The organism is Janibacter anophelis NBRC 107843 (assembly GCF_001570945.1).
Taxonomy (GTDB): Bacteria; Actinomycetota; Actinomycetes; order Actinomycetales; family Dermatophilaceae; genus Janibacter; species Janibacter anophelis.
The window spans coordinates 1-14,724 of sequence record NZ_BCSQ01000004.1 but is presented as its reverse complement, the minus strand read 5'-3'; the positions used below and the strand labels follow the sequence as shown (position 1 = coordinate 14,724).

The window sequence follows — 14,724 nt, the reverse complement described above, 5'->3', positions numbered from 1 at the left end:
CGGTACAGGGGTGGTCTCGTGGGTGGCCGGGTCAGAACGGTCCGATGCGGTGCAGCACCTCCGGCTCGTGCCCCGGGTCGGGGAAGTGGGACTCGACGAAGAGGTCGATCTCCTCGTGCTGGGCGTCACGGGTCCGGGCAAAGCGCGCAAACAGTGCGCGGGAGGCCTCGTTGTCGTCGGTGATCGTCGTCTCGAGCATCGTCACGTCCGGGACGGTCTGCGCCAGGTGGTCGAGCATCCGACCGGCGAGTCCGTGACCGCGCTGGTCCGCGTCGACCGCGACCTGCCACACCATGAGGGTGCCGGGGGAGTCGGGGCGGACATAGCCGCTGACGAATCCGACCACCCGGCCCTCGCGCTCGGCGACGACGCTCGTCGCGGCGAAGTCACGTGCCCACAGCAGGTAGGCGTAGCTGGAATTGAGGTCGAGTGTCTGGGAGTCCCGGGCCACGCGCCACATCTCGCCGCCGTCCTCGATGGACGGTCGACGCAGGATGAACGGGGACGACTGGGAGCTCTGGCGGGGTGTCTCTTCGTCGTTGGTCACCTGTTTCAACCTAACGTGACCTGCTGACAGATCAAATCACGGCCCGGCCACTTCGCCCAGATCCGTTGCGGCACAGGGCAATTCGTCGTTTCGTGATCCGAGACACCCCGGCGTCCCCAGCGGCGGAGGAGACCTGGGTCACCCCGGACGGTGCTGCAGGGACTGCGCCATCCGCTCGATCGCACGGGTCAGGATCTGCGGCGAGGTGGCGAAGTTGATCCGTGCGAACCCGTCGCCGGCACCGAAGGGCAGACCCGACATCAGTGCGACCTGGCCGACCTCGAGGAAGTGCTTGGCCGGGTCGGGCCCGAGATCGAGCGCGCGGCAGTCGAGCCACGCCAGATAGGTCGCCTCCACGGGTCGCCACGAGACCTGCGGCAGGTGCGTCGCGAGCAGCTGCGAGAGCAGGGTGCGGTTGGCGTCGAGGTCGGCGACGAGGTCGGCCAGCCAGTCGCGGCCGCCACGAAGTGCCGCGGTGTGGAGCCGCACCCCGAGGTGACTCGTCGTGTACTCCAGGCTCGCCGGCAGGGCTCGCATGGCGTCGTCGGCACCTGTCCCGCCCATGAGGACGCCGGACTTCGCGCCGGCGAGGTTCCACCCCTTCGCCGGGGAAAACACCGCGAGGCCGGACTGTGCCTCCGGCAGGGAGAGCAGGGGCGTGAAGCTCGCCCCGGGCAGGACGAGCGGGGCGTGGATCTCGTCGCTGACGATCCGCACGCCGTGCCGCTCCGCCGCTCGGGCGACCTCGGCGAGCTCGGCTCGGGCGTGCGCCGCGCCCGTCGGGTTGTGCGGATTGGACAGCAGCAGCGCTCCCCGGCCGCCGGCGGCGAAGGCGACGGCCAGGGCCGCGGGGTCGAGCCGGCCCGTCGGGCCCATGGGGACGGGCACGAGGCGGCGACCGCACTCGCGCACGGCGGCGTGGAAGGGGGGATAGACGGGGACGGTGATGTAGACGGGGTCGTCGGGGCGGGTCAGGGCGGTGAGCCCGGCGCGGACCCCGGCCATGACGTCGGCCACCGGGCGCATGCGGCCCGGCTCCACCCGGACGTCCCACTCGTCGTAGAGGTCCGCCACGGCCTCGGTGTAGGGCGGGATGACGGGGTAGCCGAGGTCGCCCTCGCGGGCGATGCGCTGCAGCTCCTCGACCACGGCGGGAGCCGGCGCGACGTCCATCTCGGCGATCCAGAGGGGCAGGACGTCGGACCCGTGCAGCTGCCACTTGATGCTCTGGCGGCGGCGCAGGTCGGCCTCGTCGACGGTGAGGACGCGGCGGTGCATGGCTCCACTCTGGCAGGCGGCCGACCACTTACGCTGGTGCGCGTGGCCACGAGGCCACCGTGTCCCGGACCGGAAGGAGAGGCGCGTGCGGCCCGACCAGCCCGAGGGCGACTCCTCCCGGGACGTCCCTCCTCCCGAGGACCTGGGTGAGGGCGAGGAGGACTACGCGGACGCCCGCGGACTGCCCCAGCCCGCCCGGCGGCGCGATGCGTCGATGACACTGCTCACCTCGATGCTCGAGCGTCCGCTCGATCCCGGGTACCAGGCCGCCGCCGACGCGAGGGTGGCGCAGGGGTTGCCCGCGAGCACGGGGACGCGGCGGGTGCGGCTGCTCGTGGCCCTGCTGCTCATCGGCCTGATGATCGGGGTGAGCACGGCCGCCCTGAGGGACCGTGACGGCGCCCGCACCGCGGCGCGCGCGGACCTCATCCGGCAGATCGAGGAGCGACAGGCCGTCGTCGACGAGCGCGACACCACGGTGCGCTCCCTCCAGCAGGAGGTCGATGCCGCGACCGCCCAGCTCGACCCGGATCTCGTCGGCACCCGGCGTGAGGAGCTCGAGGCACGTCGGGTGACGAGCGGCCTCGCGGCCGTGTCCGGGCCCGGCCTGCGCATCACGCTCGACGACGCGCCCGGCACCGGCACGACTGCCGACGGCGACCCGCGCACCGGTCTGCAGGACGAAGGTCGGGTCCAGTCCCGCGACATGCAGCTGGTGACCAACGGTCTGTGGGCGGCCGGCGCCGAGGCGATCGCCATCAACGGGCAGCGGTTGACCTCGCGCACCGCGATCCGCTTCGCGGGCGAGGCGATCCTCGTCAACTTCCGACCGCTCACCCGGCCCTACACGATCGAGGCGGTCGGTGACCCGACGCAGATGCAGGCCGCCTTCGCCGAGAGCCCGGCCGGTTCGTACCTCAACGGCCTGCGCAACAACTACGGCATCCAGACCTCGTTGACCACGCAGGACGATCTCGAATTGCCGAGCGCGGTCAACGTCAGCACCCGTGAGGCCGAGGTCGTCCCGGACGGCGAGCCCGCCCCTCGGATGACCCCGATGAAGAAGGAGACCCCGTGATCCCCGCCCTGGGCCTCGTGGCCGGCATCGTGCTCGGTCTCGTCCTGCAACCGGACGTGCCGGTGTGGATGCAGCCATACCTGCCGATCGCGGTGATCGCCGCGCTCGATGCCGTCTTCGGCGCCGTCCGGGCGACGCTGGACGGCATCTTCGACGACAAGGTCTTCGTCGTCAGCTTCTTGTCCAATGTCGTGGTCGCCGCCTTCATCGTCTTCCTCGGCGACCAGCTCGGGGTGGGCTCCCAGCTGTCCACCGGTGTCGTCGTCGTCCTCGGCGTGCGGATCTTCTCCAACGTGGCCTCGATCCGCCGTCACCTCTTCAAGGCGTGACCGGCATGGCGGACGAGACGAAGGGAGCCCCGCCCGAGGGGGTGACCGAGGAGACCGACGTGCGCGCCACGGCGCAGACCCCCGAGACTACGAAGGGGGCCGAGGGCCCTGACACGACGAAGGGGGCCACAGTCCCCGACGACGTGACCGATGGTGTGGGCCCGGGTGCGACGGAGCGCACGGCGACGCCGGCGCAGGGTGCGCGCAGTGCCTGGCGCCGGATGTACCGCATGGCCCGCCCCCGGGCCACCAGGGCCAATGCCTTCGCGCTGCTGCTCGCGGGTCTGCTCGGCTTCGCCATCGCCACCCAGGTGCGCCAGACGCAGGCGCAGGGCCTCGAGGACCTGCGCCAGGACGAGCTGGTGCGCATCCTCGACGACGTCACTCAGAACGGTTCGCGTCTCGACGACGAGATCACCGAGCTGCAGGCCACGCGCGACGGCCTCGTCGACAGCGACGCGAGCTCACCCGAGGCCATCGCCGCGGCGCAGGAGCGCGCCGACACGCTGGGCATCCTCGCCGGCACGGAGCGGGCCACCGGCCCCGGCATCCGGATGCGGATCGAGGACGCTGACGGCCAGATCGACGCCGCAGCGGTCCTGGACGCGGTGCAGGAGCTGAGGGATGCCGGGGCAGAGGCGATGCAGATCGGTGACGTGCGCGTCGTGGCGAGCACGTGGTTCCGAGACGCCGACGGCGGGGTCGAGGTCGACGGCACCCGGCTGGAGGCCCCGTACGAGTTCTTGGTCATCGGTGACCCCCAGACGATGAGCTCCGCGATGGAGATCCCGGGCGGCGTGTCGGAGTCCGTGCGCAGCAAGGGAGGGGAGGTGACGATCACCGAGTTCACCTCCATCAACGTGGAGGCGTTGCACAGCGATTCATCGCCTCGTTACGCTCGCCCCGTCCCGGAGCCGTCCGACGGCTCGAACTGATCGTGCTCGATGAGGAGAGAGATGACCGACGCCAGCTATCCCGAGGACCTGCGCTACTCCAGCGACCACGAGTGGGTTCGTGAGACCGGGGACGGCACCGTCCGGGTCGGCATCACCCACTACGCCCAGGAGGCGCTCGGCGACGTCGTGTACGTCAGCCTCCCGGCCGTCGGTGACGTCATCGAGGCCGGCGACTCGTGCGGCGAGGTCGAGTCGACCAAGTCCGTCTCGGACCTCTACGCGCCCCTCGGCGGCACCGTGACCGCCGTCAACGAGGCGCTGGACGCCACGCCGGAGCTGGTGAACTCCGACCCGTACGAGCAGGGCTGGATGTACGAGCTGCAGCTCGCGGACGGTGCCGACACCTCCGCGCTGCTGGACGCGGCCGCCTACCAAGCCGAGATCGGCTGACCACACGCACGACCGTGACCGGCCCGCTGTCGGGCCGGTCACGTAGGCTTGATCACGTTGAGACGACAGGAGGGAGCGCTGGATGAGCGACAACGACGCCAATCGGCCCGCACGACAGGACCCGGCGACGCAGCAGTTCACGGGTATCGAGAGCAGCCAGCCTGCCGACCTGCCGGACTCCGACTACCACCTCAGCCGCGAGGAGCAGGCGACCGTCGATGCCCTGCACCCGGGCACGGCCTTGCTGATCGTGCTGCGCGGCCCCAACACCGGCGCCCGCTTCTTGCTCGACGACGCCGAGGTGACGACCGGGCGCGGCCCGGACAGCGACATCTTCCTCGACGACGTCACGGTCTCGCGCAAGCACGCCGTGTTCTCCCGTGAGGACCAGGGCTTCGGTGTGCGCGACGTGGGCTCCCTCAACGGGACCTACGTCAACAAGGAGCGCATCGACCAGAGCAGCCTGCGCACCGGTGACGAGGTCCAGATCGGCAAGTTCCGCCTCGTCTACTACGCCAGCTCCTCTGCCGGCTGACCTTGGCTGACGACCGCCTCGGCATCGGCGCCCTCATCCGGCAGCTCGAGGGCGAGTTCCCGGACGTCTCGATCAGCAAGGTCCGCTACCTCGAGGCAGAGGGCCTGGTGACACCGGCCCGCACTCCGTCGGGGTACCGCAAGTACTCCACCGACGACGTCGCGCGCCTGCGGTTCGTCCTGGCGGCCCAACGGGACCGCTTCTGGCCGCTGAAGGTCATACGTGAACGGCTCGATGCGATGGACCGCGGACTCGACGTCAGCGATGACGGCGAGATCGCGCCCCCGACGCCGGACGGTGCGACGACCGACGGCCGGCTCGACGCGCCACGGCACCGCCCGCTGCGGTTGACCGCCATCGAGCTGCAGCACGCCGCCGACATCGACACCGGCACCTTCCGCGAGCTCGTCTCCTACGGCTTGCTGCCCAAGCAGCGCACGCACTTCGACGAGGCGGACCTGGAGGTCACCCGGGCCTGTGGCGCACTCGTCGATGCCGGTATCGACGTGCGGCACCTGCGACCGTTCAAGAGCGCCGCGGAGCGCGAGGTCGGACTGGCCGAGCACGTCCTGGGCCGACGTGCCCTCCGGGGCAGCGGTGCCGACGCCGACGGAGTGGACGACCAGACGGTGCGACGGCAGGTCCTCGAGGACTGCCTCGACCTGCACGTGGCCCTCGTGCGACGAGGGCTGGGCGACCCGGACTGACCGAGGGATACGGTAGGAGGGTGAAGTCGCTCGACGTGCTCGGTGTCCGGGTGGAGATGCCCACCTCCCAACCGATCGTGCTCCTGAGGGAGCGCGACGGAGGTCGGCACGTCCCCATCTGGATCGGCGCCGCAGAGGCGACCGCCATCGCCTACGCCCAGGAGGGCGTCGTCCCGCCGCGGCCGCTCACCCACGACCTGCTGGTCGACGTCATCGCCGCCGTGGGTCGCCAGCTGGTGACGGTCCGCATCGACGCCGTGCTCGAGGGCGTCTTCCACGCCACCCTCGTGCTCGACGACGCGACCGAGATCTCCTCGCGCACCTCCGACGCGGTGGCGCTGGCCCTGCGCACGGGCGCCGAGATCGTGGCGTCCGACGAGGTGCTCGACGAGGTCGGCATCGAGTCCTCCGACGAGGAGGAGGACGAGGTCGCGAAGTTCAAGGAGTTCCTCGACGAGGTCTCGCCCGAGGACTTCGAGGCGCCCGGCGAGGACCCGCCCGCGAGCTGACCGCGGCGGGTCGCGACCCGATCGTTATCCGACACGGGCGCCCCCTTCGCGGCGAGGATGATTGACGACCCGCGCGCGGCGCCGTAGCGTCGAAGACACACCGGTACAACACCGGTGTCATTCCCATCCGATCAGGTTGGGACCGACGGGTGAGGCGGGAGGGCGCAGTGGACGCCACCAACGACGAGGGCAGGACTTCGGTCCGCTCCCAGGGTGTGCTCTTCGACGACGACCTGCCCGAGCTGTCCGACGACATCGGCTACCGGGGTCCGGCAGCGTGCAGCGCCGCCGGCATCACCTACCGGCAGCTCGACTACTGGGCTCGCACCGGTCTGGTCGAGCCCTCCGTCCGCGGAGCTGCCGGTTCCGGTAGCCAGCGCCTCTACGGCTTCCGGGACATCCTCGTGCTCAAGGTCGTCAAGCGACTGCTCGACACCGGTGTCTCGCTGCAGCAGATCCGCGTGGCGATCAACCACCTGCGCGAGCGCGGGGTCGAGGATCTGGCCCAGATCACCCTGATGAGCGACGGCGCCAGCGTCTACGAGTGCACCTCCGCGGATGAGGTCATCGACCTCGTCCAGGGCGGTCAGGGGGTCTTCGGTATCGCGGTCGGCCGCGTCTGGCGGGAGGTCGAGGGCTCGCTGCTCGAGATCCCGAGCGAGCGCATGGCCGACGACGATGCTGCACCCACCGAGCTGCCGGGCGACGAGCTGTCCGCCCGCCGCCGCGCCAAGCTCGCCTGAGCCACGATCGGCGGTCTGCCGCTGATAACCTGAGGCCGCTGCTCACCCCGCGGGGGAGAGTCCCCGCGCACTGGTCGCGGGGCGCCGAAGGGGCAAATCTCCCCGGAACCTCTCAGGCGCCAGGACCCCGCGGATCAGGCACCTCTGGAGCGTCCCGGCGCGACAGAAGGGGAGGCTGACTTCGTGTCCACCCACGTCCAAGGGAGCCTCATGAGCGCCTCGTCCCCCCTGTCCGAATTCGTCGGTCGTCACGTCGGTCCCCGCCAGGACGACGTCGAGCAGATGCTGGCCGCCATCGGCCGGCCGAGCCTCGACGCCCTGTGCGATGCGGCCGTCCCGGGAGCGATCCGGCAGACGCAGGCGCTGACGATCGAGGCCTCGCCGAGCGAGCTGGCCGTCGTCGAGGAGCTGCGCGGTCTCGCGGCGAAGAACACCGTGCTCACCTCGATGATCGGGCTGGGCTACTACGGCACGGTCACCCCGTCGGTCATCCAGCGCAACGTGCTGGAGAACCCCGCGTGGTACACCGCCTACACGCCCTACCAGCCGGAGATCAGCCAGGGCCGGCTCGAGGCACTCCTCAACTTCCAGACCGTCGTCGCCGACCTGACCGGTCTGCAGACCTCCGGGTCCTCGCTCCTCGACGAGGGCACGGCCGCCGCCGAGGCGATGACCGTCATGCGCCGCTCGAGCAAGGCGCCGAAGGACGCCGTCATGGTCGTCGACGCCAACACCTTCCCGCAGACACAGGCGGTCATCAGCACGCGTGCGGTGCCCCTCGGCCTCGACGTCGTCGTGGCGGACCTGACCGGTGTCGCGTCGGCCGACGAGCTGCGTGCCGCGGCCGGCGGCCGCGAGGTCTTCGGTGTCCTCCTCCAGTACCCCGGTGCGGACGGGCTCATCAGCGACTGGCGGGCCCTGACCGAGGCGGCGCACGAGATCGGCGCCCTGGTCACTGTCGCAGCCGACCTGCTGGCCCTGACCCTGCTCACGCCCCCCGGGGAGTGGGGCGCCGACGTGGCCGTCGGAACCACCCAGCGGCTGGGTGTGCCGATGGCCTTCGGAGGACCGCACGCCGGATACATGTGCGTGCGAGCCGGTCTCGAGCGCACCCTGCCCGGACGCCTCGTGGGTGTCTCGGTCGACGCGGCCGGCCGGCAGGCCTACCGGTTGGCGCTGCAGACGCGTGAGCAGCACATCCGCCGCGACAAGGCGACGAGCAACATCTGCACCGCGCAGGTCCTCCTCGCGGTCATGGCGTCGATGTACGCCGTGTACCACGGCCCCGACGGGCTGCGGGCGATCGCCGAGCGCGTCCATGGCACGGCCGTCGGCCTCGCGGACCGGCTGCGGACCGCGGGCGTCGACGTGGCCGACGGGCCGTGGTTCGACACGCTGCGCATCACCGTGCCGAGTGCGGACACCGCCGTCGCGGCCGCTCTCGAGGTGGGCGTCAACATCTGGAAGGCCGACGAGACCACCGTCCTGATCTCCGTCGACGAGACGACCGACCCGGGCGAGGTGGCGGCCGTCGCCGGGGCCCTGGTCGCCGACGGTGGCGGGGCCGACGCGCACGAGGTCGACGCGTCGCACGCGCCCCGCGTGACGCCGAACTGGCCGGACCACCTGGTGCGCACGAGCGAGTACCTGACCCACCCCGTCTTCCACGCGCACCGCAGCGAGACCGCGATGCTGCGCTACCTGCGTCGGCTCTCGGACCGGGACTTCGCGCTCGACCGGGGCATGATCCCGCTCGGCTCCTGCACGATGAAGCTCAACGCCACGACCGAGATGGTCGCCATCACGTGGCCCGAGTTCGCCGGCCTGCACCCCTTCGCTCCCGATGACCAGACGGTCGGCATCCGCGAGCTCGTGGGTGAGCTCAGTGACTGGCTGAGCGAGGTGACCGGGTACCACTCGGTCTCGTTGCAGCCCAACGCCGGATCCCAGGGCGAGCTGGCCGGACTCCTGGCCATCCGGGCCCACCACGCCGCCACCGGCCACGCCGAGCGCAACATCTGCCTCATCCCCGCCAGCGCGCACGGGACCAACGCGGCCTCGGCCGTCATGGCCGGCATGAAGGTCGTCGTCGTCAAGACCGCCGATGGTGGCGACATCGACATGGACGACCTGCGGGCGAAGATCGACAAGCACCGGGACGACCTGGCGGCCATCATGGTCACCTACCCGAGCACGCACGGTGTCTTCGAGGACACGATCAGCGAGCTGTGCGCCCTCGTCCACGACGCGGGCGGGCAGGTCTACGTCGACGGTGCGAACCTCAACGCTCTCGTCGGTCTCGCGCAGCCGGGCAAGTTCGGCGCGGACGTCAGCCACCTCAACCTGCACAAGACCTTCTGCATCCCGCACGGCGGCGGTGGCCCCGGTGTCGGACCGGTGGCCGTGCGCGAGCACCTGGCGCCCTACCTGCCCAACCACCCGCTGGCCCCGGCCGCCGGACCGGCCACCGGTGTGGGTCCGATCAGCGCCGCACCGTACGGCTCAGCGGGCATCCTGCCGATCTCGTGGGCGTACGTGCGCCTCATGGGCGGGGCCGGTCTGGCGCGGGCCACCCAGGTCGCGGTGCTCAACGCCAACTACGTCGCGCACCGACTGGGTGAGCACTACCCGGTGCTCTACTCCGGCCCGGGCGGCATCGTCGCCCACGAGTGCATCCTCGACCTGCGCACGATCACCAAGGAGACGGGGGTGACCGTCGACGACGTCGCCAAGCGCCTCATCGACTACGGCTTCCACGCACCGACGATGAGCTTCCCGGTCGCGGGCACCCTGATGGTCGAGCCGACCGAGTCCGAGGACAAGGGCGAGATCGACCGGTTCTGCGACGCGATGATCGCCATCCGCGAGGAGATCGATGCCGTGGCCGCCAGCGGTGACGTCGAGTCCTCGGTGCTGCGCAACGCGCCGCACACCGCGGCCGACCTGGCAGGGGAGTGGACCCACTCCTACGACCGCGCCTCGGCGGTCTTCCCCGTCGGGGTCGAGGCTGCCGACAAGTACTGGCCGCCGGTCTCGCGCATCGACGGCGCCTACGGTGACCGCAACCTCGTCTGCTCCTGCCCGTCACCGGAGGAGCTCGCCGAGCAGGACTGACCCGGGTCGGACCGGGTCGGACCGGCCCGACCGCCACGTGACCGCGCATCTCCCCGGGGAGATGCGCGGTCACGTGCGTCAGGGCGCGCATCTCCCCGGGGAGATGCGCGTATTAGGGGGCAGGCTCAGGCCACGGAGTCGACTGCGCCGGACCCGTCCGCGCCGGTCCCGGCTGCGTCCGCCCCGTCGAGCACGGTGATCGTCGACCCGTGCTGGCTCTTGTCGACCCGCACCTGGGTCGTGATGCGCGAGCGCATCTCCGCCACGTGACTGACCAGACCCACGGCGCGGCCACCGTCGCGCAGACCATCGAGCACGTCGAGGACCTGCTCGAGACTGTCCTCGTCGAGACTGCCGAAGCCCTCGTCGACGAAGAGGGTGCCGAACTCCTGACCGCCCGACTCCTCACGGATGGCATCGGCGAGGCCGAGTGCCAGGGCGAGCGAGGTGGTGAAGGACTCGCCGCCGGAGAGCGACCCGGTCGGGCGTTCCCGACCGGTCCACAGGTCGCGCACGAGCAGGCCCAGGCCGCCGCGTCGCTGCCCTCGCGCGGATGCGTCGTCATGGACGAGCTCGTAGCGCCCGTCGGCCATGGAGGCGAGGCGTTCATTGGCCAGGGCGACGATGCGCTCCAGCCGCGCTGCCAGGACATAGGTCGACAGCCGCATCCGCTTGTCGTTGTCGCTGCTCGTCCCGGTGACGAGGTCGGCCATGCGTCGCACGAGCGTGGCCTCCTCCACCCGGGGGCCGAGGTCGGCGCACGTGCTGCGGATGAGGTCGGTGGTGCGCGCGAGCTGACGTCGCGTCGCCTCGGCCGTGGCCTCCACGCGCCCGGCCTCATCGGCCGCTGCGCGAGCAGCCCGGGCCGCAGACTCGAGCTCCGTGAGCGCCGGCTCGGGTGCATCGAGGGCATCGATGACAGCCGGGTCCTGCAGCACCGAGCGGACCGCCGCCAGACGCTGCTCGTGCCCCTCCACCTGCTCCTGCAGCCTGGACAGCCCCCTTCGATCCAGTGCCGCGGCGCGGACCTCATCGGCCCCCGCCAGCTCGTGCTCGCGGAACGCCTCCGCGAGACGCTCGTCGGCCTGGGCCAGCTCGGCCGCACAACGGTCGCGCTCATCGGTGGCGTGCACGAGCGTCGTGACCAGCCGGATGCCGTGGCGGTGCTGCTCGGTCAGGGACAGGCGGGCCTGCTCGAGGCCGTCGACGCCAGTGGGATCCACGTCGGCGAAGGATGGCGGGTCTGGCGCCAGGGACGTGCACGGGCACTCCCGGGCGTGCTCCTGCATCAGCGCCGACAGACGCTCCGTGCCAGCCGCGAGCTGCTCGAGGACCTGCTCGCTGCGGACGACGAGGTCGGCTGCGGTGCGCTCGGCCGAGCGCACCCGGGCCACCGCGGTCTCGACGGAGGCCTCGTGCCGGGTGACGTCGATGCGGGCGGCCTCGGCGCGGTTCGCCACCGGACGCAGCGCCTGCACCTCCTGCGACAGGGTGTCGTGCCGGCGCACCTCGGCAGCCGGGTCGCCGAGGTCGGTGCCCTCGTCGGCATGGTGACGGCCGACCAGTGCGTCGATGCCCTCGCGCTGCACCTCGACGCGGGCGACGAGCGCAGCCCGCTCGTCCGCCGCGCGCGCGTGGTCGCGCTCGGCCGCCGCGGCCGACAGCTCGGCGGCCTCGATCTCGTCGGGCGTGACGACTCGCGCGGCCTGCGCGGGGGAGGGGTGCTCGGTCGCGCCGCACACGGTGCAGGCGCGTGCGTCCTCGAGCTGGGCGGCGAGCTCGCCGGCCATGTTGTCCAGCCGCGCCTCGACGAGGTCCTGGACCCGCTCGCGCAGGTCCAGTGCGCGCTGACGCAGCGACTGGGCGTGGTCGGTCGATGCGTGCAAGGCGACCTCGGTGGCGCGCAGCTCCTCGCGTGCCGTGATGACCGCGGCGAGCACGTGCACCCGGTCCGTCAGCTCCTCGAGTCGGACCGCACTGCGCTCGGCCTCGTCCCTCCGCTCGACAGCCTCGGCCAGGGACTCACGCGCACGTGCGAGCGCCTGCGCGGCCTCCTCGACCCGGCGGGCCTGCTGCTCTGCCGATGCCTCGACCTCGGGAGCCTCGAGCCCCAGACGCTGCAGCGTCTCGGACTCGTGCTGCGCCCGGGTGAGGAGCACGTCGTGCCCACGCACCTGGTCCAGCCAGGTCGCCGGCTCGACCGGGAGAGGCGTGGTCATGACCTCTCCAGCACGCAGGTGCGCGTGGGTCGCAGCGGCCAGTCGATCGTGCGCGCGGTCGCGGGCCTCGACGAGAGGGAGCACCACGCCCGCGGTGCGGGCTCGCTCGAGCGCGAGCCGACGGGTCCGGTGCTGCGGTGCCGCGTCCTCGAGCGCCCCGAGATCGGCCCGGGCCCGCTCGCCCCGACTGCGCAGGGCGGCAACCTGCCGGGCCGCGTCGAGGGCCGCCGCAGCCGCGTGGTCGGCACGGCGGGCCTCATCACCGCGCGCCATGACCTCGCTCAGGTGGGTCTCGTACCCCGTGGCGACCTCGTCGAGCGCCGGCCCGAGTGCCGACGGCGCCAGCTCGGTCCACGGCTGGTCCGGCTCGGGCAGGTCGAGCGGCATCCCGCTCAGCAGCTCCACGAGGTGCGCGACGTGCCCGCCGAGGCGTGCCCGGCCCTCCTTGACCGTGCCCTCCAGCTGCTGGCGTCGCTCGACCAGATGGGTCTCGACCCCGGTGTAGTCGGTGATGTCGAAGAGGCGCTCGAGCACCTCACGCCGCTCCTCGTCGGTGGCGCGCAGGAATGCGGCGAAGTCACCCTGCGGGAGCAACACCACGCGACGGAACTGGTCCATGCCCATGCCGAGGAGGTCGTCGAGCACCTGGGCGGTCTCGTCGATGCGGGTGCTCAGGGTCGACCAGCCGCTCCCGGAGCGCTCCTCGAGCTGCACCCCAGCCGGCTCGGTCGTCGTCCCCGTGCCCCGCCGCTTGGGACGCTCGTGTGCCGGGTGCCGCCGCACACGCAGGCGACGACCCCCGATCGTCAGCTCCAGCTCCACACGTGTGGGCACCTCGTCCGGCGCGTGCTGGCTGCGCAGGGCACCGGCGACGCGGTCGCCGGGCACGTTGGCGTAGAGGGCGAAGCAGATCGCGTCGAGCAGGCTCGTCTTGCCCGAGCCGGTCGGGCCGTGGATGAGGAACAGGCCGGCCGCGCCGAGCCGCTCGAGGTCGAGCTCGACCGTCCCGGCGAAGGGGCCGAAGGCAGAGGCCGTCAGCCGGTGCAGCCTCATGCCGCGCCTCGGCGTCGGGTGCGTCCTCGCTCCTCGGCGGCGTCCTGCCCACGGCGACCCGCCTCCAGGGCGGACTGGAGCAGACCGCGCTCGGACTCGTCCGCTGCGGCGCCCTGCCGGACGTCACCGACGAAGTCGCAGCACACCTCGATGGGCTCGCGACGACGCACCCGGGCCGCATAGCTGCGCACGGGGGCGACCTGACCGCTCGGCTCGAAGGCCAGCTTGAGCAGGTGGGGGAAGCGACGCCGCAGGCGGTCCAGCGCGCCCACCGGCCGGACGGGGTCGGTGAGCGTCGCCATGACCCAGCAGGCCTCGGCAGCGTCGTGCTCGCGACTGGACAGCAGATCGTCGAGGTCACCCCGCAGGACGGCGAGCTCGCGGTGCACCGGCGCCGCGACGGTCTCGACGGCGACGCTGCCGTCGCCGTCCAGGGTCAGCAGGAGCGACCCCTTGGCCTGACCGGCCTCACCGAAGGACATCGCCACGGGCGACCCGCTGTAGCGCGTCGTCTCGCCGACCTGCTGCGGCCGGTGCAGGTGGCCCAGGGCGGCGTACGCGACTCCGTCGAAGGTGCTCACCGGGACCATCGCGACGCCTCCGGAGGTGATGTCGCGCTCGGACTCGCTCTCGGCCCCTCCGCTCGCGAAGCAGTGGGCCATCGCGACGGTGCGTGGTCCGCGCGTGGCGGCGTCGGCACGCACCCGCGCCATCGCGGCGGCGAGCACCGCCTCGTGCGAGCGCCGCGACACCCCGAGCTCGTCGGTGACGGTGACGGAGGTCGGCTCGAGATAGGGAAGGGGGTAGATCGCCGCGTCGCCGACGAGGACCGGGGACCCCACGGAGGCGACGTCGGAACGGATGTGCAGCCCGGCGCGGGAGAGCAGGTCGGAGGCGAAGCCGAGTCGGATCGCCGAGTCGTGGTTGCCACTGGAGAGGACCACCTGCGCCCCCGCGTCGATGAGTCGGGTGACCGCCTCGGAGAGCAGGCGCACTGCGTCGGGAGGAGGCAGCGCACGGTCGTACACGTCGCCGGAGACGAGGACGGCGTCGACCGTCTCCGAGCGCACGACGTCGACCAGGTGGTCCACGTACTCCGCCTGGGCGGGCAGCAGCCCCACACCGTGGAACGAGCGTCCCAGGTGCCAGTCGGAGGTGTGGATCAACTTCATGGTCCCCACGCTATGAGGGCCCACCGACAACGCCGTGGCGCGACACCCCCTTCGCCCGCAGTCGGGTGGGGCGGCCCCCTGCGCCGCCCCACCC

Annotated in this window: 13 protein-coding genes and 1 riboswitch; of the genes, 9 read left to right on the top strand and 4 right to left on the bottom strand. The window is 71.9% G+C overall.

Annotated features, from left to right (window positions below):
• Nucleotides 1-31 precede the first annotated feature (31 nt).
• The gene (ectA, locus tag JAN01S_RS01750; protein WP_068312746.1) at nucleotides 32-547 is read right to left on the bottom strand and encodes a diaminobutyrate acetyltransferase; all 516 of its coding nucleotides are present in this window, start codon (nucleotides 545-547) and stop codon (nucleotides 32-34) included.
• 138 nt (nucleotides 548-685) lie between these two features.
• Nucleotides 686-1,825, bottom strand: a complete 1,140-nt coding sequence (locus tag JAN01S_RS01745; RefSeq protein ID WP_068312742.1) for a MalY/PatB family protein — start codon at nucleotides 1,823-1,825, stop codon at nucleotides 686-688.
• A gap of 85 nt (nucleotides 1,826-1,910) precedes the next feature.
• Between JAN01S_RS01745 and JAN01S_RS01740 the strand changes: the two genes are divergently transcribed.
• The 9 genes from JAN01S_RS01740 to gcvP all read left to right on the top strand — a co-directional run bounded on the left by JAN01S_RS01740 (nucleotide 1,911) and on the right by gcvP (nucleotide 10,186).
• Nucleotides 1,911-2,903 (top strand): DUF881 domain-containing protein, encoded by a 993-nt coding sequence (locus JAN01S_RS01740; protein ID WP_068312739.1) that lies wholly within the window; start codon nucleotides 1,911-1,913, stop codon nucleotides 2,901-2,903.
• On the top strand, nucleotides 2,900-3,232 hold the full coding sequence (locus tag JAN01S_RS01735; RefSeq protein ID WP_068312736.1) for a small basic family protein: 333 nt from the start codon (nucleotides 2,900-2,902) through the stop codon (nucleotides 3,230-3,232). The genes JAN01S_RS01740 and JAN01S_RS01735 overlap by 4 nt, the downstream gene beginning before the upstream one ends.
• Before the next feature lie 5 nt (nucleotides 3,233-3,237).
• A complete protein-coding gene (locus tag JAN01S_RS01730) occupies nucleotides 3,238-4,167 on the top strand; it encodes a DUF881 domain-containing protein (protein WP_244884710.1) in 930 nt (309 codons plus the stop codon).
• 21 nt (nucleotides 4,168-4,188) lie between these two features.
• On the top strand, nucleotides 4,189-4,578 hold the full coding sequence (gene gcvH, locus JAN01S_RS01725) for a glycine cleavage system protein GcvH (RefSeq protein ID WP_068312733.1): 390 nt from the start codon (nucleotides 4,189-4,191) through the stop codon (nucleotides 4,576-4,578).
• An 82-nt stretch (nucleotides 4,579-4,660) separates the two neighbouring features.
• Nucleotides 4,661-5,113, top strand: coding sequence for an FHA domain-containing protein (locus tag JAN01S_RS01720; protein WP_068312730.1), 453 nt, complete (start codon nucleotides 4,661-4,663; stop codon nucleotides 5,111-5,113).
• Between the two features lie 2 nt (nucleotides 5,114-5,115).
• Complete coding sequence (gene ftsR, locus JAN01S_RS01715) at nucleotides 5,116-5,820, top strand: transcriptional regulator FtsR (RefSeq protein WP_068312728.1); 705 nt, start codon at nucleotides 5,116-5,118, stop codon at nucleotides 5,818-5,820.
• A gap of 20 nt (nucleotides 5,821-5,840) precedes the next feature.
• Entirely contained in the window at nucleotides 5,841-6,329 is a 489-nt protein-coding gene (locus tag JAN01S_RS01710) for a bifunctional nuclease family protein (protein WP_068312725.1), read from the top strand.
• Between the two features lie 167 nt (nucleotides 6,330-6,496).
• On the top strand, nucleotides 6,497-7,072 hold the full coding sequence (locus JAN01S_RS01705) for a MerR family transcriptional regulator (RefSeq protein ID WP_157075554.1): 576 nt from the start codon (nucleotides 6,497-6,499) through the stop codon (nucleotides 7,070-7,072).
• Nucleotides 7,073-7,114: 42 nt separating this feature from the next.
• A riboswitch (glycine riboswitch) is annotated at nucleotides 7,115-7,210 on the top strand.
• A gap of 72 nt (nucleotides 7,211-7,282) precedes the next feature.
• Nucleotides 7,283-10,186, top strand: coding sequence for an aminomethyl-transferring glycine dehydrogenase (gcvP, locus tag JAN01S_RS01700; RefSeq protein ID WP_068312719.1), 2,904 nt, complete (start codon nucleotides 7,283-7,285; stop codon nucleotides 10,184-10,186).
• A 125-nt stretch (nucleotides 10,187-10,311) separates the two neighbouring features.
• On the opposite strand, the gene JAN01S_RS01695 is transcribed toward gcvP, so the two are convergent.
• Both JAN01S_RS01695 and JAN01S_RS01690 read right to left on the bottom strand, forming a co-directional pair.
• Nucleotides 10,312-13,458: an AAA family ATPase gene (locus JAN01S_RS01695; RefSeq protein WP_068312716.1), complete on the bottom strand. Its 3,147-nt coding sequence runs from the start codon at nucleotides 13,456-13,458 to the stop codon at nucleotides 10,312-10,314.
• Complete coding sequence (locus tag JAN01S_RS01690; RefSeq protein ID WP_068312713.1) at nucleotides 13,455-14,630, bottom strand: exonuclease SbcCD subunit D; 1,176 nt, start codon at nucleotides 14,628-14,630, stop codon at nucleotides 13,455-13,457. The genes JAN01S_RS01695 and JAN01S_RS01690 overlap by 4 nt, the downstream gene beginning before the upstream one ends.
• Nucleotides 14,631-14,724: the final 94 nt, after the last annotated feature.